The 23,533-nt window shown below is 41.5% G+C and carries 23 protein-coding genes; 14 read left to right on the top strand and 9 right to left on the bottom strand.

Going from position 1 to position 23,533, the window contains the following annotated elements; genetic code table 11:
- The first annotated feature begins 13 nt into the window (after positions 1-13).
- The 11 genes from WG943_RS16175 (at position 14) to WG943_RS16125 (ending at position 11,478) form a co-directional block, all read left to right on the top strand.
- Positions 14-790, top strand: a complete 777-nt coding sequence (locus WG943_RS16175) for an alpha/beta fold hydrolase (protein ID WP_340410578.1) — start codon at positions 14-16, stop codon at positions 788-790.
- On the top strand, positions 787-1,452 hold the full coding sequence (locus WG943_RS16170) for a CBS domain-containing protein (protein WP_340410577.1): 666 nt from the start codon (positions 787-789) through the stop codon (positions 1,450-1,452). The genes WG943_RS16175 and WG943_RS16170 overlap by 4 nt, the downstream gene beginning before the upstream one ends.
- Before the next feature lie 11 nt (positions 1,453-1,463).
- Positions 1,464-2,855 (top strand): BamA/TamA family outer membrane protein, encoded by a 1,392-nt coding sequence (locus tag WG943_RS16165; RefSeq protein WP_340410576.1) that lies wholly within the window; start codon positions 1,464-1,466, stop codon positions 2,853-2,855.
- 12 nt (positions 2,856-2,867) lie between these two features.
- Positions 2,868-3,755, top strand: a complete 888-nt coding sequence (locus tag WG943_RS16160) for an NAD kinase (protein WP_340410575.1) — start codon at positions 2,868-2,870, stop codon at positions 3,753-3,755.
- A gap of 126 nt (positions 3,756-3,881) precedes the next feature.
- Positions 3,882-4,913, top strand: coding sequence for a DUF6089 family protein (locus WG943_RS16155; RefSeq protein WP_340410574.1), 1,032 nt, complete (start codon positions 3,882-3,884; stop codon positions 4,911-4,913).
- Positions 4,914-4,961: 48 nt separating this feature from the next.
- Positions 4,962-5,732: a type IX secretion system protein PorG gene (porG, locus tag WG943_RS16150; protein ID WP_340410573.1), complete on the top strand. Its 771-nt coding sequence runs from the start codon at positions 4,962-4,964 to the stop codon at positions 5,730-5,732.
- Positions 5,733-5,792: 60 nt separating this feature from the next.
- Positions 5,793-6,536 (top strand): isoprenyl transferase, encoded by a 744-nt coding sequence (locus tag WG943_RS16145; protein WP_340410572.1) that lies wholly within the window; start codon positions 5,793-5,795, stop codon positions 6,534-6,536.
- Between the two features lie 8 nt (positions 6,537-6,544).
- Positions 6,545-9,037, top strand: coding sequence for an outer membrane protein assembly factor BamA (bamA, locus tag WG943_RS16140; protein ID WP_340410570.1), 2,493 nt, complete (start codon positions 6,545-6,547; stop codon positions 9,035-9,037).
- A gap of 13 nt (positions 9,038-9,050) precedes the next feature.
- Positions 9,051-9,713, top strand: a complete 663-nt coding sequence (locus tag WG943_RS16135) for an OmpH family outer membrane protein (RefSeq protein WP_340410568.1) — start codon at positions 9,051-9,053, stop codon at positions 9,711-9,713.
- Between the two features lie 29 nt (positions 9,714-9,742).
- Complete coding sequence (locus WG943_RS16130; RefSeq protein ID WP_340410567.1) at positions 9,743-10,354, top strand: OmpH family outer membrane protein; 612 nt, start codon at positions 9,743-9,745, stop codon at positions 10,352-10,354.
- A gap of 92 nt (positions 10,355-10,446) precedes the next feature.
- Complete coding sequence (locus tag WG943_RS16125) at positions 10,447-11,478, top strand: RluA family pseudouridine synthase (RefSeq protein ID WP_340410566.1); 1,032 nt, start codon at positions 10,447-10,449, stop codon at positions 11,476-11,478.
- Positions 11,479-11,565: 87 nt separating this feature from the next.
- Here the strand turns inward: WG943_RS16125 and WG943_RS16120 are convergent, their stop codons facing one another.
- The 9 genes from WG943_RS16120 to mazG all read right to left on the bottom strand — a co-directional run bounded on the left by WG943_RS16120 (position 11,566) and on the right by mazG (position 19,834).
- Entirely contained in the window at positions 11,566-13,161 is a 1,596-nt protein-coding gene (locus tag WG943_RS16120; RefSeq protein WP_340410564.1) for a tetratricopeptide repeat protein, read from the bottom strand.
- A 53-nt stretch (positions 13,162-13,214) separates the two neighbouring features.
- Positions 13,215-14,162: a PstS family phosphate ABC transporter substrate-binding protein gene (locus WG943_RS16115; RefSeq protein ID WP_340410563.1), complete on the bottom strand. Its 948-nt coding sequence runs from the start codon at positions 14,160-14,162 to the stop codon at positions 13,215-13,217.
- Positions 14,152-14,406: a hypothetical protein gene (locus WG943_RS16110; RefSeq protein ID WP_340410561.1), complete on the bottom strand. Its 255-nt coding sequence runs from the start codon at positions 14,404-14,406 to the stop codon at positions 14,152-14,154. The genes WG943_RS16115 and WG943_RS16110 overlap by 11 nt, the downstream gene beginning before the upstream one ends.
- Positions 14,407-14,526: 120 nt before the next feature.
- Complete coding sequence (locus WG943_RS16105; protein WP_340410559.1) at positions 14,527-15,357, bottom strand: energy transducer TonB; 831 nt, start codon at positions 15,355-15,357, stop codon at positions 14,527-14,529.
- A gap of 285 nt (positions 15,358-15,642) precedes the next feature.
- Positions 15,643-16,464, bottom strand: coding sequence for an energy transducer TonB (locus WG943_RS16100; protein ID WP_340410558.1), 822 nt, complete (start codon positions 16,462-16,464; stop codon positions 15,643-15,645).
- A gap of 3 nt (positions 16,465-16,467) precedes the next feature.
- On the bottom strand, positions 16,468-16,995 hold the full coding sequence (locus WG943_RS16095; protein ID WP_340410557.1) for an ExbD/TolR family protein: 528 nt from the start codon (positions 16,993-16,995) through the stop codon (positions 16,468-16,470).
- Between the two features lie 16 nt (positions 16,996-17,011).
- A complete protein-coding gene (locus WG943_RS16090) occupies positions 17,012-17,623 on the bottom strand; it encodes an ExbD/TolR family protein (RefSeq protein WP_340410556.1) in 612 nt (203 codons plus the stop codon).
- 20 nt (positions 17,624-17,643) lie between these two features.
- The gene (locus tag WG943_RS16085; protein ID WP_340410554.1) at positions 17,644-18,516 is read right to left on the bottom strand and encodes a MotA/TolQ/ExbB proton channel family protein; all 873 of its coding nucleotides are present in this window, start codon (positions 18,514-18,516) and stop codon (positions 17,644-17,646) included.
- A gap of 505 nt (positions 18,517-19,021) precedes the next feature.
- Positions 19,022-19,834, bottom strand: coding sequence for a nucleoside triphosphate pyrophosphohydrolase (mazG, locus tag WG943_RS16080; protein WP_340410552.1), 813 nt, complete (start codon positions 19,832-19,834; stop codon positions 19,022-19,024).
- Positions 19,835-20,172: 338 nt separating this feature from the next.
- Between mazG and glmM the strand changes: the two genes are divergently transcribed.
- From glmM to WG943_RS16065, 3 genes are all read left to right on the top strand, one after another.
- Positions 20,173-21,564, top strand: coding sequence for a phosphoglucosamine mutase (glmM, locus tag WG943_RS16075; protein WP_340410550.1), 1,392 nt, complete (start codon positions 20,173-20,175; stop codon positions 21,562-21,564).
- A gap of 135 nt (positions 21,565-21,699) precedes the next feature.
- Positions 21,700-22,842, top strand: a complete 1,143-nt coding sequence (locus WG943_RS16070) for a cysteine desulfurase family protein (RefSeq protein WP_340410549.1) — start codon at positions 21,700-21,702, stop codon at positions 22,840-22,842.
- 95 nt (positions 22,843-22,937) lie between these two features.
- On the top strand, positions 22,938-23,519 hold the full coding sequence (locus tag WG943_RS16065; protein WP_340410548.1) for an LOG family protein: 582 nt from the start codon (positions 22,938-22,940) through the stop codon (positions 23,517-23,519).
- Positions 23,520-23,533 lie beyond the last annotated feature (14 nt).

The following is a 23,533-nucleotide window of genomic DNA, read 5'->3' as shown; positions in this document are numbered from 1 at the left end:
AAGTATAGATTACATGAATTTACAAATTAGAGAAGAAGCCGGATTTAAGTTTATAGATGAAGGTGAAGGCGAAGTGATGGTGCTGTTACATGGCTTGTTTGGCGCGCTAAGCAACTGGCACGGAGTAGTAGACCATTTCTCTAAAAACTACCGCGTTGTTATTCCGTTAATGCCGATCTACGAGATGGCGTTGCATAAGGCAGGCGTACCTGGGCTGGTTTCGTTTGTAGAGGATTTTGTAAAACGCATGAACCTGAACAATCTGACCTTGTTAGGGAACTCATTAGGCGGGCATGTGGCACTGGTTTATACTTTGAACAACCCAACTAAGGTAAAGCGCTTGCTGCTAACCGGTAGCTCTGGCCTGTTCGAGGACTCTATGGGTGGGTCTTTTCCAAAGCGCGGCAACTACGATTATGTAAAAGAGCGCGTAGAGTATACTTTTTATAACCCTGATACTGCTACTAAGGAACTGGTAGACGAAGTATTTGATATTACTAACAGTAACGCAAAGTGTTTGCGCATCATTGCCATTGCCAAATCGGCACAGCGCCACAATATGGCAAAAGATATCACAAACATAAAGGTGCCTACGTTGTTAATATGGGGCCTGAACGATACTATAACGCCACCTATGGTGGCACATGAATTTAACAGGCTTATACCAAACTCCAATTTATACTTTATAGATAAGTGCGGCCATGCACCTATGATGGAACATCCGGAGAAGTTTAACAGTATCTTAGATAAATTTTTAGCAAAAACACCCTTAACCGCCATTACTACATGATAGCAGAAGAACTCATCAACCAAATGATCCCGCCGCTTAAACTCTATGATACCGTAGAGAAGGCTTTGCGCTGGATGGATGAGTTCAGAGTAAACGAGTTGCCGGTAGTGAGTAACCGTAAATTTAAAGGTTTAGCAACAGAACTGGCTTTAATTGAGCTGCCTAACCGTAGCCTGCAGCTAAAGGAGCTGGAGTTAGAGTATCAGGATGTTTCTGTGATGCACAACCAGCACTTTTACGATGTGATGGAGGCCGCCATCAAAAACAAAATACAAGTAGTGCCTGTGCTGGATGAAGAGCAGGACTACATGGGTATTATTACCATTAACGATACTTTGGCAGCTTTCGGGCAAATGTCGGCGTTACAGGGGCAGGGCAGTATACTGGTGCTGTCTATGCCGGAACGTGATTACTCCCTGAGCCAGATTAGCCGTTTGATAGAAGAGGAGAATACAAAGATCCTGAGTGCCTATGTGTCTCCTGACGAGATGGATCCTTATAAAATAAAGCTCACGCTTAAGCTGAATACCACCGATCTCACACGCATTATCGCCACACTGGAACGCTTCGAATACCGTATTACAGCTCAATTTAACGATACTTCCGAGCAAGATATTGGTCGCGACAGGCTAGATATGCTATTTAAGTACCTAGATATTTAGGCAGCGCATACATGAGGCTGTTGGTGTTAACTTTTATACTTTGCTCTTGCCTGACAGCTGTTGCAGCTACTGCTATGCCTTGCGATACCCCTTTTGTGGTGGTACAAAGTATAGATTTTGCCGGCAACGATGTAACCAAGGACCAGGTAATGCGGGTAGAGTTAACATTTGCGCCCGGCGATACAATTGCCGCCGCTGATTTGGAAGCGCTGCTGGAGGATAATCGAAGAAGGCTTTTTAACCTGCGCCTTTTCCACTACGTTAATCTTAATTATACCTGTACAAATGGCAGCCTGCAAGTAACCTATGATGTACAGGAGCGCTTTTACCTATATCCTATACCCATACTTGATTTTGCAGAGCGTAACTTTAACGCCTGGCTAGAACGCAAAGACTGGAGCCGGATTGACTATGGCCTAAGCTTAGTGCGGCGCAACTTCAGAGGGAAAAACGAAGATGTGCGCCTAAGAGTGCAGCAGGGATTTAACAAGCGGCTGGAGTTATCTTACAGAGTACCTTATATTATTAGAAAGTATAATTTAGGAGCCGATTTTGCCATAGCTGATTACAGAAGCCGAACTACCAGTTACACAAACTTTAACAACAAGCAACGCTTTGTAGAGCAGCAGGATGTATTGCCTATTCAAAGAACCTCTGTGGCAGCTGGCATTATACACAGGCAAAGCGTGCAGCGGCAGCAGGGGCTTCGGCTGTCTTACCACAACGAGCAAATATCAGACTCTGTGTCGCGGCTTAACCCTGAGTATTACCATGATGCACTGCAGGAGCGGCAATACATGCGCCTTGAGTTTTATAAAGTTATTAACCTGCGCAACAACTTTGTGTATCCAACGGTCGGGAGTTATTTTGAGGCTGGTATAGCTCAAACTTTTTTCCTGAGGCAGTCTGGCACTTCATTTACTACCGCTAAGGCAAAGTACACGCACTACAGTAAATTATCTGATAAGTACTTTTACATGGTAAGTGCTGAGGGGCATTTAAGGTTAGCCGGTGAGCATGCTTTTGCTGATAACATTGCGTTAGGCTACCGCTCCTATGTGAGAGGATATGAATTGTATATAATAGGAGGGCAGCATTATGGCATGTTTAAGCAAGGCCTAACGAGGCAGCTGCTTGATATTAAAAGTATAAAACTTAAATTTATAGATAACCCAAAGTTTAATAATATACCTTTGTCGGTGTTTCTCAACGCTTTTACAGATGCAGGTTATGTAGTGGATAACGCCTTTGCTGAAGGAAACCCACTAACCAACCGTTTTTTGGCTGGAGGAGGATTAGGCTTACATGTGGTTACTTTTTATGACATGGTGCTACGGGCAGAGTACACGTTGAACCTAGAAGGAGACAGAGGTATATACTTTAGCGGGCGCATACCTTTTTAAACTTTATGAATTATGAGAATAGCAATACTGGGAAAACCATTCAGCGATAGCATTGCACCTTTTATCCAGATGCTTTTTGATGAACTAAAAAGGCGCAAAGCAGATCTTTTTTTAGTTGAACACTTTCATGCTTATTTAAAAAACACACTTAACATTCCTACTGGCATTCAGACTTTTAAACGCGGTGATAAGCTTGAAGGTGTGGATGTTGTGTTAAGTGTTGGAGGAGACGGCACGCTGCTAGATTCTGTAACTTATGTAGGAGCACAGCAAATACCTATACTAGGAATCAATACTGGGCGTTTAGGCTTTTTGGCAACTATACCTTACGATAGTATAAGCATTGCATTAGACGCACTGTACAAAGGCCATTATACGTTAGATGATCGCGCTTTGATTAGGGTAGATTCTGACCAAGAAGTGTTTGACGGGATAAACTTCGGGTTAAATGAATTTAGTATTTTAAAACGTGACACATCATCAATGGTAGTAGTGCATGCCTATTTAGATGGTGAGTACCTGAACTCTTACTGGGCAGATGGCCTTGTAGTTGCCACTCCTACAGGGTCTACGGGATATTCGTTAAGCTGTGGTGGACCATTAGTGCTACCGCAAACCAACAATTTTGTTATTTCACCCGTATGTCCCCATAATCTAAATGTGCGCCCTATGATCGTGTCAGATCGAAGTGTAATTTCCTTTGAAGTAGAAGGACGTAGTAGTGGCTATCTTGCTTCATTAGATTCAAGGTCTACTCCAGTAGACATGTCGGTGCAGTTAGCCGTAAGAAGAGAACACTTTGTTGCCCGCTTAGTAAAGCTGAATCACGTTAATTTTTTATCTACGCTGCGTAGTAAATTAAATTGGGGTCTTGATAAAAGAAATGTCCTTCTAAAGTAAATTATATTAAATATATTAAATATCATTTCTTTAGTAAGGTTAAATAGTTATTTTTGTCCTTGCTATAGTAAACTGGGGTAAGTGTTAATTATACAAAATCTCCATTCTTAAGAAATTGTTATCATTATGAGAAAATTTTGTACCCTTGTGCTGCTGCTTATCTTTACGATTACCTTGGTAGCCACTGAGGCTGAAGCGCAGCGATTCACACAAAGAAAGAGGTACGGTTCTATCGGTTTAAGCCTAGGTGCTACGAACTACTTCGGGGACATAGTGCCGGAGCCAGATTTTACAAGCCTTCGCTTTAAGTCTACAAGGCCAAGTGCAGGTATTAGCTACACCTATCGATATTTCCCAAGAATATCATTCCGTGGAGCTTTTCAATGGGGGCGTATTGTTGGCGATGATATGCTAAGCGCATCTGAAAACGAGTCGGAGAATATTGGCCGTTTCGGACGTAACTTATCTTTTAGGAATGATATCAAAGAATTAAGTGGAGTTGTTATTGTTGACCTATTCGAAAACCGCCAGACTTATCGCCGTCGTCCGGACTTTGTGCCGTATGGCTTTGTAGGTGTCGCGTTATTACATCACAACCCAAAGGCATATTACGAAAGAGGTTCCTACTACGCTCCAGGCTCAGGAAGAACACTTGCTCCAGAAGATGACATTCCAACAGGATGGTACGAGCTTCAGCCGCTTGGTACAGCAGGCCAGTATGCAAACGGAGATTATCCTGAGCCATACAAACGCATTCAGATTGCCATTCCTTTTGGTTTAGGTGTGCGTTATAAGATAGACAGATATTGGGACCTAAGCCTTGAAGTTGGCTGGAGAAAAACATTTACTGATTACTTAGACGACTCTAGCGGGGGCTATGCCAGCAAAGCAGATATATTAGCAGGTGGCGGCAGTAACCCTAAAGCTGCGGCTTTACTTTCAGACAGAAGCGCAGCCAGCGGGTTTACAGTAGTTAATGATGAGTCTGGTACACCTTATGGAAGTGCCACGCTTAATCCTAACAGCACAAGCCAGAGTTATGGTACTATCAGAAACAATAGAAGAGGTAATGATGCAGACGATGATTGGTACATCACATCAAACATTACTTTGAACTATATTCTTACTCCTCGTATTAGAAGTCCGAAGTTTAGATAATAGAATGAACATGTTATCGTTCTTCTCTAAACTCCGTATTAGATTTTCATGATATTAAAAATATTTAAACAAGTACTCCTTATTTGTGCCTTACAGCAAATAGGGAGTCTTTTTTTTAGCCAATTGGCTCAGGCTCAGTCGCGGGTTACAACCAGCGAAATAGGTGTTGGTATAGGTGGGGCTAACTATAAAGGCGAACTTTCTCCAAATTACCGCTTCTTAAATAATCAACCGGCAGTTACGGCTTTTTACCGCAGAGATATATCGAGTGCTATAACAGCCAGAGGTGGGCTGATGCTAAGCCACCGTGTTATTGATGATAACACCTTCAGCGATGAGGCTTATGACCTGCCACTACACAATTGGAGACAAGCCGAAGCGCGGCTAAGTTTTGCGGAAGTCTCTTTAGTAGGAGAATATAATTTTCTGGATTATTACGATCTTCGCCAAAGGCTGCGCATCTCACCATACTTTTTTGCTGGCATTGCGGGGTTGATCTACAATATTAAGGTTACAACTGAAAATCCAGATCTTCAGCCTGTGCTCGATAAGCCTTACGAAACAAATGTAGCTATTTCTGTTCCGTTTGGAGTAGGGGTAAAGTATGCGTTAAGCAAGCACTGGAACCTGGGACTAGAGTTTGGAGCACGTAAATTATTTATGGACCGTCTGGACAACGTGTACGAAATTGACGGGAAACGTATAGCCAATCCGTTCGACAACGATTGGTACTTTTACAACGGAATAAGCCTTTCTTATACCATATACCGCGTTAATTGCCCTCCTCCTTATAAAAACAAGACAGGAATATTAGATTAGAAAGTTAATGTTTCACAAATTTGCCTTGTATTTAGTAACTTGCAAGGAAATTGTGCTTTAATGAATCTTAAAGAGAAAGTTGACTTAAACAATTTACCCAAGCACATTGCCGTTATAATGGACGGTAATGGGCGTTGGGCGAAGAAGCGGGGAGGTTTACGCATATTTGGTCACCAGAGTGCCATAACAGCAGTACGTGAAACTGTAGAGGCAGCAGCTGAGATGGGAGTAAAGTATTTAACGCTTTATGCTTTCTCTACCGAGAACTGGAAAAGACCAGCTACCGAAGTAACTGCACTGATGCAATTACTGGTTTCTACTATTCGTAAGGAAACCGCTACCTTAAATAAGAACAATATCCGGTTGCAGACTATTGGCAATACCTCCAGCTTACCTGCTTCATGCCAGAGAGAGCTGATGGAGGCCATGGACCTTACGAAAGAGAATACCCAAATGACGCTGGTACTTGCGCTAAGCTACAGCGGCCGCTGGGATATAACGCAGGCTGTGCAACGTATGGCAGCTGAAGTGGGTCGTGGAAGTATGAAGGCAGAGGATATTACGGAATCTTCTTTTACAAATTACCTGTCAACTGCTGGTATACCCGATCCGGAACTTTTAATCCGAACAAGCGGTGAACAGCGCATCAGCAATTTTTTGCTGTGGCAGATGGCATATACAGAGTTATACATTACAGAGTTGCTTTGGCCTGATTTCAGAAAAGAGCACCTATATGAAGCAATTATTTCTTATCAGCGCCGCGAGCGCAGGTTCGGAAAAACTAGTGAACAACTAACCAAGTGAGAATATTAATGGCAAGATGCATCTGGGCAATTGTGTTCCTGTTGATAACAGGCACAGCATCGTCCCAAGTTCTAAACAACCCTTCGCAAACTACCCCAATTGATTACGCGCAACCTCGCCAGTATGTTATCGCTGATATCACGGTGACAGGGGCTAACTTTCTGGTACCATCTGCACTGGTCTCTATTACAGGGCTCAAAGTTGGCGATCAGATAACTGTTCCCGGTGAGGATATTAGTCGTGCTATCCAAAAGCTGTGGGAGCAGGGTATACTTGGTGATGTAGAGGTATTTATCACAAAAGTAGAAGGCGATCGCATCTGGCTTAACTTTAGCCTTACAGAGCGTCCGAGACTTGCGGATTATACTTTTACAGGGATAAACAAAACACAGTCTGATGCTTTAAAGGGTAAAGTGCCGCTGCAAAAAGGTAAAATTGTAACGGATGCTGTGCTAAACAGCACACGCAATGTAATCCGTAAATATTACGCTGAAAAAAGCTTCTTAAACGCTAAAGTTAATATTGTTCAGCGCCCATCTACTACACTTCCAAACAGTGTAGTGTTAGATATTGCCGTAGATAAGGGTGATAAAGTTAAAATTGGCGAGATTGTAATTGAAGGCAACGAAGCCTTTAAGGATAGTAAACTGAAGCGCCAGCTGAAGAAGACGAAAGAAAAGAAGTTCTATAAGATCTTTACCTCCTCTAAATACCAGAAGGCGGAGTATGAAAACGATAAGGAGCTTTTAATAAACTTCTACAACAAAGAAGGCTACCGGGATGCTACCATTGTGTCTGACTCTGTTTATAGAATAAGCGACGACAGGTTAGGAATTAAGATAGTAGTAGATGAAGGTAGCCGTTACTATTTCCGTAACATTACTTGGAAAGGCAACTACCTGTACGACGATGATTACCTGACACGAGTACTTGGTATTGAGAAAGGTGATGTTTATAATCAGGAAGAACTTGAGAAGCGAATTAACTATAATCCAACAGGTGGTATAGATGTATCTGGCCTTTACCAGAACGATGGTTACCTTTTCTCGAGCATAGATCCTGTAGAGGTAGCTATAGTTGGTGATTCCATTGATTTGGAAATGCGTGTTTTTGAAGGACCCCAGGCAACTATCAATAAGATATCTGTTAGCGGTAACGATAAAACAAGTGACCACGTGATTCTACGCGAACTGCGCACGTTACCTGGCCAAAAGTATAGCCGCGACGATTTAATTCGTTCGCGTAACGAACTTGCAAATCTAGGCTACTTTGACCCAGAGCAAATTGGCATGGTACCAATCCCGAACCAGGCAGACGGTACAGTAGATATTAATTACAGTGTAGTAGAAAGACCAAACGACCAAATCAGTTTATCTGGTGGCTGGGGTGGCCCTATCGGTGCCGTAGGAACAGTAGGCCTCACACTAAACAACTTCTCTACCCGTAAGCTGTTTAACTTATCGGAGTGGAGACCAATACCAAGCGGTGATGGCCAGCGCTTATCACTAAACGTACAGGCAAACGGTAAGTACTATCAGTCTTACTCACTATCGTTCACAGAACCTTGGTTAGGTGGCCGAAAGCGTAATTCATTCTCAGTAAGTTTATTTAAAACTGTAAGAAGAATACCAGGTGATGCAGACCAGCGTTTAAACGTAGATGGTGCAGCTATCAGTTTAGGCCGCCGCCTGAATTGGCCAGATGACTTCTTCTACATGAACCACTCCTTATCATTTAACCGATACAACCTAAACAACTATCCGTTGTTCCAAGGCTTTGGCGATCAAAGATTTGATAACGGAGTGTCTAACAGTATTTCGTTTGTAAATACAATCGGCCGTAGCAGCATAGATAACCCAACATTCCCTCGTCGTGGTTCTTCTGTCTCGTTAAGCGTAAACCTTACACCGCCATATTCACTGTTTGCTGACAGAGAAAACCAGTATGAATTCATTGAGTTTAACAAGTTTATGTTTGATGCCTCATACTTTATAAACTTGGCAGGGAATTTGGTACTAAACACAAGAGCACACTTTGGTTTCCTGGGCAACTATAGCAGTGAGGAGCAAATTGGGCCGTTTGAACGATTTAAACTAGGTGGTTCCGGTCTTGGAGGTGCCAACATATTTGTAGGAACTGAATTCATTGGCTTGCGTGGTTACGATGATGAGCGTGTTGTTAATAACGATGATTTAACGCTACGTTCTGCCGGTGGTGTGGCTTTCAACAAGTTTGTGTTAGAGGCCCGTTATTTAGTGTCACCAAACCCGGCGGCCACTATTTATGGTTTGGCATTTTTAGAGGCAGGTAATAACTTCGGATCTTACGAAAGATACAATCCGTTTAATTTATACCGCTCAACGGGTGTGGGAGCCAGAATATTTATGGCAGCCTTTGGTATGTTAGGTTTTGACTATGGTTGGAGACTGGATACATTGCCTGGAGGTGAGAACGATAAGCGTGGCATGTTCCACTTTATCATAGGCCAGCAGATACGCTAAGGAAGGAATTAGTATGAAAAAGTTTTTGTTCATCTTTTTAACAGGCTTTTTGCTGGCGCATATTTCGCAAGCACAGAAGTTTGGCTATATTGACTCAAATTTTATTCTGAGCAAGATGCCTGCCTACAATAAAGTACAGCAGGAGATGGACAAATACGCAGAAGCGTGGCAGAAAGAAATAGAGACTTTGCAACAGCAGGTTGACAAGTTGAAAGAAGATTATAAAGCCGAGGAAGTGCTTCTTACTGATGAAATGAAGAAGAAGCGGCAGGTTGAGATTGCCAAGAAAGAAACCGAAATGCGTGATTATCAGCGTAAGGTTTTTGGCTATGAAGGTATGATGTTTAAGCGCCGCCAGGAGCTGATGCGACCGATACAGGATGAAGTTTTTACAGCTGTGGAGAAAGTATCGAAGGCAAGGGGGCTGCAGATCATGTTTGATAAGTCCGGGGATCTTGTAATGATTTATACTAACCCAGTTCATGATTATACTGAGTATGTGTTAGAAGAACTTGGCTTAGCTTCAGAGAGGCAAAATACACCTGGTAACAGGCCACCAGCAACTAACACGGCTGATGATTCGACAGATGTTTTACCTGAAACTGGAACGCAGGAAACCCAGCAAAGGGATACCAATACTGCTAAGCCAGCAACAAAAAAGAAGTCTAAAAACTAACAACTGAACATTATTTAATTAACCAACCAATGATGAACAAAATCAAAACCTTAGTAGTAGCGTTCTTACTGATCAGCTTTGCGTCTTTTGCACAAAGCAGTGACCAGCCCCTTAAAATTGGTTATACAAACGTAGAATATATCCTGCTACAGTTGCCAGAGAGCAAGCAAATTGAGTCTGAACTTAAAACACACAGCACGCAGCTGGAAAATCAGCTGAAAGGCAAGTATAACGAGTACGAGACTAAATTGCAGGCTTATGAAAAAGGTGCAGCTACAATGGATAAAACCATTCGTGAGGACAAAGAGAAGGAGCTGATGAACCTAAACAACTCTATTCAGGAATTTCAGCGTAATGCACAGATGTCACTACAGCAAAAAGAGAAATCTTTAGTAGATCCTGTTATTGCTAAGATCGACAAAGCTATCAAAGATGTAGCAAAAGAGAATGGTTATACTTACGTAATTAGCAACCAGGCATTACTTGCTGGCCCAGAGGGTGGCGATATTTCACCACTTGTTCTTAAGAAGTTAGGTGTTGACCCAGCCAAAGCACAGCAAACTCCAGAGCCTGCTGCAGCTAAGCCAGCTTCTACACCGGCCAAAACACCAGCTAAGACGCCTGCTAAGAAGAAAAACTAATTTAGCAGCATAACAAATAACTTTCTATAGTTTGAGAAAGCCGATGTATCTACTTCGGCTTTCTTTTTTATTTATACCTAATAGATATTACCGTGGTTGATTATTTAGAACAGGATGAAACAGCTGAAGACTCAGATGAGTTGTATGAGCATCATCGGATAGTTGTTGATAAGAAGCAAAGCTTACTGCGGATCGATAAATTTTTGATGGACCGCCTGCCAAACGTTACCAGGAATAAACTGCAGGAAGCCATCAAGTCAGAAGCGGTACAGGTTAACCAGAAACCAGTAAAAGTAAGTTACAAGGTTAAGCCAAATGATGTAATTACAGTTACGTTAGCAGAGCCACCACGCGATACTGATATTGTTCCAGAAAATATTCCGCTGGAGATCTTGTACGAAGACAGCGAGCTACTATTGGTAAACAAGGCGGCTGGTATGGTGGTGCACCCTGCCTACAATAACTGGAACGGGACACTGGTAAATGCTTTAGTCTATCATTTGCAGAATTTGCCAACTACTCAAAATGGGGAGGGTCGACCTGGTTTAGTGCATCGCATTGATAAAGATACATCAGGCTTATTGGTAATTGCTAAAACGGATTATAGCATGGCATACCTAGCTAAGCAATTCTATGACCATTCTATAGAGCGAACATACTATGCTCTTGTATGGGGTTCACTTAAAGAGGATGCAGGCACAATTAGAGGCCATGTAGGGCGCAGTATTAAGGATCGGAAGGTGATGGCAGTATATACTGAAGGAGAGTATGGGAAACACGCTGTGACGCATTACAAAGTGCTACGCAGGTTTAAATATGTTACGCTGGTGCAATGCAACCTCGAAACCGGCCGTACACATCAGATTAGAGCCCATATGAAGTATATTGGTCATCCATTGTTCTCTGATGCTACCTATGGAGGAGATAAAATACTATCAGGTACTCCTAACGGAACCTATAAAGCTTTTGTAGAGAACGCATTTAAGCTAATGCCGAGACAGGCGTTACATGCTAAATCATTGGGTTTTATACATCCGGTAACAAAGGAGTTTATGCAGTTTAATACGGAGCTACCAGAAGATTTTCAGCAGGTGCTGGATAAGTGGGAGCTGTATGCAGAGTAGAGTTTGCTGTAAAAAAGTAGTCACTATAAGAAAAAAGAAAACCCGCTCTTATGAGCGGGTTTTCTTTTTTCTTATAGTGACTACTAATTAACGTTTCTTAGCAGTTTTGTTAATCTCGTTAAGAGCAGCTTCAGCCTGTGCATTAGCAGGGTCTAACTGTTTAACTGTAGTATAATGTTTAACTGCATTGTCGCGCTCACCTTTTAGGTAATAATAATAACCTAAGTAAGTGTTTGCCTCGATCAGTTCTTTCTTATACTTTTCAGTTTCATTGCCAGCTAGCTTAATAAACTCCTCATACATTGGCTTCGCTAAACCCTTTTCAGTCTCTGGGTCCTGGCTGTACAAAGCACGGCCTCTCCAGATATAAGCATAAGCATAAGTAGGGTTAGCTTCAATGATCTTGTTATAAGACTCAGCAGCCTTCTCATAATCTTCTGCCATCATGTGAGCATTACCGATATGGAAGTAATCTGTGTTTGCTACACCATGCTTTTCCTGCTTCTCCTGATAAGTAGCGATAGCTTTATCAAACTGCTTGTCTTTTGCATAAAGGTTAGCCAAGTCATAGTATAACTCTACTTTAGACGAATCCATCGAGATTGCCTTGTTCAAGTTATCTATAGCAGCCTTATTCTGATTATTCTTACCAAGGATCTTTCCGTAATATTCGTAATCACTAGCAATTAGCTTTGTCTTGTCTACCTTCTGCAGGTAAGAATTCATTGCCTCTAACGCTTTCTCAGGCTGGCCTAGCTCAAGATAAGAATACGCTCTTAAGCGGTTCATTACTGTGTTAGTAGGGTCTTTCTGCAGTACCTGCTCTACTTCTTTTAGCGTTTGGTCATAGTTCTTTGTCAGGAACAGGAATGACGCATACTTAGCACGAGTCTCAGGAGTGTTTTCAGACATATCTACATACTTCTGGAAAGTAGATAAAGCTCTGTCGTACTGACCGGCAAAGTAATAAAGTTCACCTAGGTCGCGGTAAGCTGGCGCATAGTTAGGGTCTACTTCAATTACTTTTTTGTATGCTTCCTCAGCTTCGTTGTAATTACGCGAGCTAGTATAAAGCTGGCCTCTCTTCAAGTAAGCTTTTGCATTGCGATCATCAATTTGTATCGCTCTGTCATAAGCTGTCATTGCTTCTCCGCCTTTTTTCATGGCTAGGTAAGCATCACCTAATACAACCTGAGCCTCTGCATTATTTTTATTGCGCTCAATAGCCTGCTTCAGATACTCTACACCTTTATTAATAGTTGCATCAGATGCATTTGGAGCAGTTACATAAGCTTCACCAATTTCAGTGAGTACGTAAGAGTCTTTTTTCCCTCTCTTAAGCGCATTCTTGAAATGGTTTTCAGCTGCTGCTTCATTACCCTTTTGTAACTCTAGTTTGCCTAAACCAACATGAGCTATAGATGATTTCTTATTATTTGTAAGTGCCTGATTGAAGAAGTAAGCTGCAGAGTCTGGTTTCTCAGTCTTAAGATAAATATCTCCTATCGCGAAATACGCTTTATCTGCATCTTTTGAACCAAATTGAGATTTGTAATAGTTTTTAGCTTCTTCATAGCGCTCTAAATCAACAGCTTTCTGACCTGCATCACCAGATTGTGCAAAAGCTGCTGTAGCAGGAAAGGCTGTCGCCATAAGGGCGATATATTTCCAATTCTTAGTCATTGTAATTTAGGTTTAGTTGTTTCTGTTTTAAATGTAATGTTCAAAAATGGAGTTTAGTTTCTTAAACCTACAACTCTTACTGGCATTGTGGCAGGAACTAGTCCGGATTTGAGTATAATACGTTGTCCTTTGTCTCCGGCTACATATGATGCAAATCCTGTGCCAAGACCTGTACGTCCCTCAGTACTAATAATATACAGGTATCTGCGGAGAGGATATTCAGCTTGTGCGATATACGCCTGATAGGGTTGATAATAACTGTCATTTGTAAATGGCGCAGGGTCTGAGCTAATTGCTACTACTTTAATCTGATTCATGAATCCAATTACAGTAGCATCATCAAAATCACTGATCCAATTTACACCAATTACACCAATTGCATTCTCATTTTGATCCACATACTCTATGAGTGCTTTGTGCGAGTTGGAAGCATATGTGTTTGATGGAAGCTGCTGACCAGCAATCAAAGTATCTCTCACATATCGTGCTGTGCTTGAGTTATTATTATCAAACACAATCGTTATATCTCCAAGTGTTGATGTCTCATCAAGCTCTTTCCAGGTTTTTACTTTTCCTGAAAAGATACTCTTCAATTCATCAACTGTAAGTAAAGTGTCTTTATTGTTTTTGTTCACAATTAATGCAACAGCATCGATTGCGATTTTAGTTGTTCGAGGTACTATTTTCCTTTTATCAAATACTGCTTTCTCTTCCTCATTTAGCTTTCTTGCAAGCACTGCAACTTTGGTGCTGTCATTTAGCAAATCATTGATTACCTGCCCCTCTGGCTTGTAAGCTGGATTAAGGTCAGCATATTTGTAAATACTTTCAAATGTGCTAATCTGTGTCTCCAGAATTGGCTGAAAAGACTCATCAATGCTGATCGATATGCTTCCGGTTGTAGGTGTATCTAATTGTTTTTTAGGATCGTCACCACCACAGGAAAAAAGAGTTGCAGTCAACGCTACTCCACTTATTATACTTTTTAGTTTACTCTTCATCCCTGTATCTGGATTTCTTATTTAGTTGGTGCACTCTTATAAATCTTACAGCTCCATAAAGTATAAGTACGCCGCCTAATACTATTCTTACTTCATCTGAGATGTTTAGATTTAAACTCTCTTTATCTGCTGCTATCAGAAAAATTCCTAACCCTACATAAAGTAATGTCATGAGCAGGCCAAACATCCTTACGAACTTTTGAGTCGTATTTGCGGCTGATCTATCTTTTCTAGGTTTTAGCATGCTTTTGTTTTAGCGATACATTAATGTTTAACTCCTAAAAATAGCACTTGTGTATTAAAAATGAAAATAGAAGCATATGATTCCTTTCATATGCTCCTTTTTTCATAAATGAATTTTAAATTAATTTAAGCTGAATCGGATTGGTAGCGTATATCTCACGGCTACAAGTCTTCCATTTTGTTTGCCGGGCTTCCATTTTGGCATTGCTTTTACCACTCTTACTGCCTCTTCATCTGTGCCGTATCCTAATCCCTTTATTATTTCTACGTCACTTATATCTCCACTTTTGGTAACCACAAATGTAACGACAACTAAGCCTTCAATGTTTTCACGTTGAGCAGCTGCAGGATACTTAATTTTTCTTCCAATAAATTGCAGCATTGCCTTTTCGCCACCAACAAACTCGGGCATTTCTTCAGCATTTATAAATATATCTGAGTCGTTATTTTCTCCTGATCCATTGTCTATTCCTGTAGGTGCAACATCTGCTGGTACAGCATCTGGTATTTCAAGGACTATGCCATCAATTGTTTCTTTACCAAAAGCTGCATTTTTAAGTTGCTCTTGGTCAGCTATGATCACTTCTTCTTCTTTACTATCATCTGGTACTATTTTTTGCTCTGTATATACTTCCGTTTTTACTTTTTCTTTAGGAGTAACTGCTGCTACTTCTTCTTTAGGTTGTTCAATTGTGGGTATTACTTGATCTATAATGACTACAGTTCCAAGAGTTTCTTTTTTAGGTAATTGATGTTCTTGCTTATCAGGGAAATATTTTGTTTTAATAAGTGGAGTCAGGAGTGATAAGGTGAACAGTAGTGTTGCTGCTAACATTGCAGACTTTACATTGTGTGCATACTTGTGCCTCAATTCATATGCTCCGTATACTTTGTTCCTATTGCTGAAGATTACTTCATTGAACGTAGTGCTTAAGAAATACTGCTTTTCCATGGGTCTAATAGTTAAGTTAAAGTTTCACATCCAATTAGTTGCTTTGCTATTGTTGTATCTAATTAGCAAGGCTGCTATCTGTGACAATTTTACGACTCATGTAAAGCTAAATCTCCCCATTTCGTGATGTGGGAGCACTCAAACCCTGATTTGAGAACTATTGACAGAGGATTTATTTCATACTCCTATCTTCTGGTATCTTTTTAGGTTTTGATTTGGAGATATAAAACAACAAGGCCAGCCGGTTTAACCAGCTGGCCTTGTTAGTTATGTACTTATTAGTGCTTACTTAATAGTAAATCGTACTGGTAACGTGTAACGTACTGGTACTGCTCTACCGTTCTGTTTACCTGGAGTCCACTTAGGCATTGTTTTCACAACACGCATTGCTTCTTCATCGGTACCGGCTCCAAGGTTTTTCACAACCTGGATTTCAGAGATCTCACCTGTTTTACTTACTACAAAAGAAAGTACAACCAGGCCTTCAACTCCTGCACGTTGTGCAGCTGCCGGGTAGCGAATGTTTTTAGCCAAATACTTAAGCATTTCTGTTTCACCACCAGGGAAAGCTGGCATCTGCTCTACGTAAGTATAAGGTTTTTCTTCTACTACCTCTGCTACTACATCGCTTGTTCCGTCGATGTCGCCCAGATCTAGTGGAGCACCTACAACGCCTTCTACTGTTTTAGTACCAGCGTCGATTTCCTCCAACACTTCCACATCCGGAATTTCTTCCTCTTGCTGTACCTCCTCGTCACGTTTAACTACAGGCGGTGTAAACTTAACCTGTGCTCGTACTGGCGGCGGTGGCGGTGGAAGATCTGGCGGCGGCGGTGGCGGCGGTGTATTTTCTTCTAATGGTGGTGGCGGTGCCAAGTCTACTTCTGTGATAATACGCTCAACCACTTCTTCCTCTTCTTCAGTTGCTAACAATCTGCTTATAAGCGGAATGCTGATAAACAAAAAGAATAAAATTGTAGCAATGATATAGGCTTTAGTAACGTGCTTATTATACAGCTTGCGAAGTGAGTATGCACCATACGCCTTATTTCGTCCTTCGAAGACGATATCATCAAGCGATGCTTTTGCTAACTGACTTGCGTCCATATCTTATTGTCCTAATGTTTGCTGTACTAATGTTTTGTCGTTGTCTGTAATGTCAACAAGGGCAAATTTCTTAGTCTCAGTGATCTTTAACTCATCTAAAATGTCTACCATGTTCTTGTAACGAGAGGTCTCCATTGCTTTTACGAGCACAGTCATTTTGTCGTTAGACTTAACGCGTGGTGATAAAAGCACTTTCCTGATACCATTGGCAGAATAATCTGATTCTAATACTTCCGGGTTATCAGCTGGATCGCCAAGTCCGAAATAGTAAAATAATTTATCATTCTCTCCCACAATAATAGTTAAAGCATTACTTGCTTTAAGTGGCATCTGGTCTTCTGGAGATTCTTCTTTCACAGGCATGTTAATTTCCATGGTCTGTGGCTTACTAAATGTAGTAGTAAGCATAAAGAACGTTAGTAGAAGGAAGGCAAGGTCCACCATTGGTGTCATGTCCAGGTGGACAGACATCTTTTTGGCTCTTTTTTTCCCGCCTTTACCGGAGTCGGCTTTTTCTTGTACTTCTGCCATTTTTTATCTTCTCCAATTAAAGGTTAGTAGGTCTATTTTCCATGTCGGTAATCAGGTTAAATCTGTTTACCTTCTTGTCCTGCAGGGTACTAATAACCTTCTGTACTGTTTCGTAGCTCACATCCTGGTCACCCTTGATAGCAATTACTACCTTAGGATTGCTTAAACGTGTCTGGTGTACCCAGTCTGCTAACTCATTGTTAGTAGAATCTACTGGTATACCAGGAGCTGTTTTATCGTACTTCTTACGTGCGTCATCGCTCATCGCCAGGTATGACTTAAGCTGGTTCATCGGCACTCCGAAGTTTGTTAGCAGTGAGAAGGTTTCTGTTTCGATTGGATTGAACCCAACACCATATTTGCCTGCCATCTTGTTAAGCACAGCTTCCTTTACTTGCTTGCTGTCAACTCCAAAGAATACGCGGTCGTTCTTATCAACCGTTATTACAATTACGTTTGACTCCGGCAGTCTTATCTCCGAAACAGAAGATGGTGTATCCACCACTACGGCTTCTTCAGGAGAGAACTGCGTTGTTAGCATAAAGAAAGTAACCAGCAAGAAGGCAAGGTCCACCATTGGTGTCATGTCCAAGGTTGGTTTGGTCCTTTTTACTTTTACTTTAGGCATTTTCTTGTGTTAAGAGTCAATTAAACAGTTTGTTGTCTTATTGGTGCACCAGTTGTCTCGTGCTGAGCAGCGAAAGTAGAGATAATGCTGAAGCCAGCCTCATCAATGCTATACGTTAACTCATCGATCTTGCTAGTGAAATAGTTGTAGGCAATGATAGCGATTGCAGAACCAGTTACACCAAGAGCCGTGTTGATAAGGGCCTCAGAGATACCATTTGATAGTGCAGTTGCATCAGGCGTACCAGAAGCAGCAAGAGCCGAGAACGCTTTAATCATACCAAGTACTGTACCAACAAGACCAGTAAGTGTTGAGATAGAAGCGATAGTTGAGATAATTACAAGGTTTTTCTCAAGCATTGGTAACTCAAGTGAAGTAGATTCTTCGATTTCCTTCTGGATAGCAGCTACTTTCTCAGCTTTTAAAAGCTCAGGCTCGTTCTGCATTTCTTTGTACTTAAGAAGACCAGCTTTAACTACGTTTCCAACTGAACCTTTTTGAGCATCGCAGGCAGCAATTGCACCGTTGATATCGCGCTGGTTAAGTTTAGCAGAAATAGTACGTACGAAGCCTGCAACGTTTTTAGTACCTTTTGCTTTGCTGATTGTAAGCGTACGCTCAATAGCGAAGATAAATACAAGAAGTACCAGTGTCATCAATACAGGTACTACCCAACCACCTTTGTAAACAATGCCAAGGTAGTTGCCAGGAAGAGGATGGTTCTCGTTGCTGCCACCTTCGAAGTTAGCAGGGTTACCAAGAACAAACATATAGATTAGCACGCAAACCACGAACGTTACCGGAATAACGATTGTGGCAAATATTGAGCTGGCTGAGCCGCTCTTGGCTTCTACATTAGCATTTTTGCTTACTACTGCAGTCTTTTTTTCCATTTTGTTTAAAGTTTAAAGTTTAGCTGTTTGTGTTGTAATAAATTGTTTGTGTAATTATAAAATGTAATTGTTTCGCTTTTAGTTCTTTATTCAAATTGCAATTTCTGCTTTTTCTGCAATTTTCAAATAGTCTACTACGCAAAAAATAAAAAAAGCGTATTACAAAGGTTGTTTTATGAACAATCCAATTTTGAAAATAAGTTTGCTTTGCACCCTTTATACTACACTCCTTTTTACAAAACTAATTATTTAATCGACTTATGCAAAGTATAATTGCCAACTGGTTATTTGCTGCTTCAGCCATGCTTACTAAGATAATCCATCATGGTGTATGCAACTTGAAGAAGGAAAACTTATGTGCTTTAGGACTTTTGCCTGCATTGCAGAAATACTGCAACAATCAGCGTCTTTAAATTAATATTTGTATTGTGTAGCGGTGTTCAAGGTTTTAGTTGAGAAAAAGTGGTTTAAATATAGACAATGAATACATAAGTTGTATGCGTGCCTACATTTTTTTTGCTTTGTTCCAATAATAATCCATTTCTGCCAAGTTCATGTCCTGTAATTGTTTGCCGTCTTTTGCAGCTTCTTGCTCTATGAACTGGAAACGAGTAATAAACTTGATGTTAGTTCTTTCCAGAGCCTCTTCAGGATTGATGTCGATAAATCTTGCAAAATTTATCAGTGAAAACACCAGATCACCAAACTCTGCTGTAGCTCTTTGTTTGTCTATTTCATTGACATTCTGTATGTTAAACTCGGATTCGAACTCATTTAGTTCCTCCTGCACCTTTTTCCATACTTCTGCTTTGTCATCCCAATCAAATCCTGCGCCCCTTGCTTTCTCCTGGATTCGCATAGCTTTAACTATGGCTGGCAGCGATGCAGGTACTCCACCTAAAACAGATTTATTGCCTTCTTTCAGTTTAAGCTTCTCCCAGTTTTGCTTTACCTGCTCTTCTGTTTCTGCTTTTGTATCGCCATAGATGTGTGGGTGCCTGAAAATAAGTTTATCGCACTGAGCGTTCAGTACATCAGCTATGTCAAAAGCATTCTGCTCAGAAGCTATCTTGGCATAAAAGACCAAGTGTAGCATCAGGTCTCCAAGTTCCTTCTTAATCTCTGGCAGATCATTTTTAAGTATCGCATCCGACAACTCATACGTCTCTTCTATTGTAAGGTGGCGCAAGCTATCTGTCGTTTGTTTCCGATCCCAGGGGCATTTCTCACGCAATTCTTCCATTACATCCAGCAGTCTGTTAAAAGCCTGCAATTGCTTACCTCTTGGGCTGTCATCAAAGTTTATAGGAGTACTCATACCTACAAATATAAAAAAGTGTGGTCAATAAGGCTAATAGTAATGTGTTTAAACATTGATTGGCTTAGGGTTAACTTCAAATAGTATAGTATAAAGTATAACACGAAAACACAGGCGGCGACATAATTTATAAGTTTAATAGCTGTTTCAGCTACATAGTTATTTAAGCAATAAAGCCATTGAGGGTTAAAAGTGTATCATGAATTAAAAACCGATAGATTAATCTATCGGTGTCGGTGGTTTGGCGCACCATTGTTTTTAACTAAGTACAGCGCGTTTGATTCTAAAAGTCTTACAAAATTCACTACTTTTGCGGTATTAATTAACGATTATATAAAGTGGCATTAATAAAATCAATTTCCGGTATTCGTGGTACCATTGGCGGGAAGGCAGGAGAGGGGCTGACACCAGTAGATGTTGTGAAGTTCGCAGCTGCTTATGGAACATGGGTATTAAAAACGACAGGTAACAGCACCATAGTTGTAGGACGCGATGCGCGTATCTCCGGCGACATGGTAAACAAACTAGTTTGCGCTACCCTGCAAGGCTTAGGTATTAATATTATTGATGTGGGCTTATCTACCACACCTACTGTAGAGATGGCTGTGCCTGACATGAAAGCTGGAGGCGGTATTATACTTACTGCTAGCCATAATCCTAAGCAGTGGAATGCTTTAAAGCTGTTGAACCAAAAAGGCGAGTTTATTTCGGATGAAGAAGGCAAATTAGTTCTTGAGATTGCTGAGAAGGAAGCTTTTGAATTTGCTCAGGTAACGGAACTTGGTTCTTATAAAACAGACAACACCACACTGGATAAGCACATTCAGGCTATACTTGCATTACCTTTAGTTGATGTAAAAGCAATACAGGAAAAGAACTTTAGTGTTGCTATAGACTGCGTGAACTCTACAGGTGGTATTGCAGTGCCAATGCTACTGGAGGCACTGGGCGTTAAAACCGTAGAGAAACTATACTGCGAGCCAGATGGTAACTTCCCGCACAACCCGGAGCCACTACCAGAAAACCTGCGCGAGATCTCCAAGGTAATCGAAAAAGGTAAATTTGATTTAGGTATAGTAGTAGATCCGGACGTGGACAGGCTAGCGCTTATCAATGAAGACGGCAGCATGTTTGGCGAAGAGTATACTTTGGTGGCTGTTGCAGATTATATACTCAAGAACCAGGTAGGAAATACGGTTTCTAACTTGTCATCTACACGCGCACTGCGCGACGTAACCGAGAAAGCCGGTGGTGCATATTATGCTGCTGCTGTTGGCGAGGTAAATGTAGTGAACATGATGAAAGCTCAGAATGCTATCATCGGTGGCGAAGGCAACGGCGGTATAATTTACCCTGAATTGCACTATGGTCGCGATGCCTTAGTAGGTATAGCGTTGTTCCTGACACACCTGGCAAAATCAGGTATGAGCATGACGCGCCTTCGTGCTTCTTATCCGAGCTACTACATCTCTAAAAATAAGATTGAGCTTACGCCAGAGGTAAATGTAGACGAAGTGCTTCGCCAGATGCAGGAGCGTTACGCAAAGCAGCCTATAAATACTATTGATGGTGTAAAAATCGAATTTGACAAGGAGTGGGTGCACCTGCGTAAGTCAAATACTGAGCCGATCATCCGCATTTATGCTGAGTCTGATAGTAACGCTACAGCCGATCACCTGGCAAACAAAATTATTGCTGATATTAAAGAGATCATCTCAGTAAAAGCATAATGTGTTGTTGCTGTAGCATATTATAAAAAGCAATTAATGGTTGCGCCAAAGGAGAAACAAAGTCTTTTTCTCCCTTGGCGCAACTTTTTTTTATACTTTAGTAGTTCGTTTATAGTGAATTCAATCCAAAATAACATGCGTGTTTATTTAGATAATGCTGCTACAACTCCTCTGGACAAAGAGGTTTTTGATGCTATGGCGCCTTTTATGCTTGAGCATTTTGGTAATCCGTCGTCCATACACTCTCATGGGCGCGAAGTTAGGTCTGCTATCGAGAAAGCCCGTCGCACAGTAGCAACACTTTTAAACACGTCTCCTGCCGAAATCTTTTTTACTTCAGGTGGTACAGAGGCCGATAACGCTGCCATCCGCTGCACTTGTCACGCTTACGGCATTAAACACGCCATCACTACCAAGTTGGAGCACCATGCTGTGTTGCATACGATGGAACTGCTGGAGAAGGAAGAAGGTGTGCAGGTAACATACCTGCGCCACGATGAGCGCGGTAACATTGATCTGGAGCATCTGGAGCAGCAGCTGGCAAGCCAGCCGCGCACGCTGGTATCTGTTATGCATGCTAATAACGAGATTGGTACTTTGAACGATATTCAGGCAATCGGGGAGATATGTAAAAAGTACGATGCCATTTTCCACTCTGATACGGTGCAGACAATGGGGCACTACAAGCACGATCTGCAAACGCTGGGAGCAAATTTTATAGTTGGCTCGGCACATAAGTTTCATGGGCCAAAGGGTATAGGCTTTTTGTACTGCGATGCCAACATTAAAATTCAACCGCTTATCCAGGGTGGTGCCCAGGAGCGCAACATGCGTGGCGGTACCGAAAACGTGTATGGCATTATTGGTTTGGCCAAGGCATTGGAAATTGCTTACCGCGATATGGAGGATCATACGCAGTATATTCAGGGTTTAAAAGATAGGATGATTTACAAACTGCGTGAGCAGATGGAGGATGTAAGCTTCAACGGCATGTCGGAGTTTGGTGATAAGAGCCTTTATACGGTGCTAAACGTAAACTTGCCTGCTTCTGATATAAACGAGATGCTGCTGTTTAGCTTGGATATTGCGAAGATATCAGCATCAGGTGGCAGCGCCTGCAGTAGCGGTGCTAATGCAGGGTCGCATGTGTTGCGTGCACTTAATGTTGATCCAGCCAGAGGCTCTGTTCGCTTCTCCTTCAGTAAATATAATACGGAGGCAGAGATAGACTATGCTGCCGAAACACTTGCCAAGATGTATAAAAAAGAGCTGGCATAATATTAACAGCCATACTCTAAAGTATAAAAGGCTTCAGCAGAAATGTTGAAGCCTTTCTTTGTGATTAATTTTTAGCCAAAGTATAAAGTATAAATATGAAAAGTATTGGTGTATTCTGTGGTGCCAACCACGGATCAAATCCGGTATACCAGGAGGCTGGAGCAGCTTTAGGCCTGTTGATGGCGCAGCAAAATATAATGCTGGTATATGGTGGAGGTAATGTAGGCTTAATGGGCACCATTGCAGATGCAGTTTTAGCAGAAGGAGGCAGGGCCATAGGTGTTATTCCACAGAGTTTAGTAGACCGTGAGGTAGCACACAGAAATTTAACAGAGCTGCATGTCGTGCAAACCATGCACGAGCGCAAAGCCATGATGGCAGCCAGGTCGGATGCTTTTATCGCTATGCCAGGTGGCTTTGGTACGTTCGACGAGATCTGCGAGATTATTACTTGGAACCAATTGGGTATCCTGAAAAAGCCTGTAGCTTTCTTTAACGTGAATGGCTATTGGGATAAGTTTCTGGAGATGGTAGACCATACCGTGGCTGAGGGCTTTGTAAAGTACGACCAGCGCGAAAACCTGATAGTGGAGAGTGACCCGGAGGTGCTGTTGCAGAAAATAAGAGCCTATGCGGATGCTACGTCTGATTATTGGGTTGATTTTAAACGCATTTAACCTTCTATACAAAG

It is taken from the genome of Pontibacter sp. H249 (assembly GCF_037892465.1).
Lineage (GTDB): Bacteria > Bacteroidota > Bacteroidia > Cytophagales > Hymenobacteraceae > Pontibacter.
Note: the sequence above shows the minus strand (reverse complement) of the source record. Positions and strands in the feature narration are given on the sequence as shown.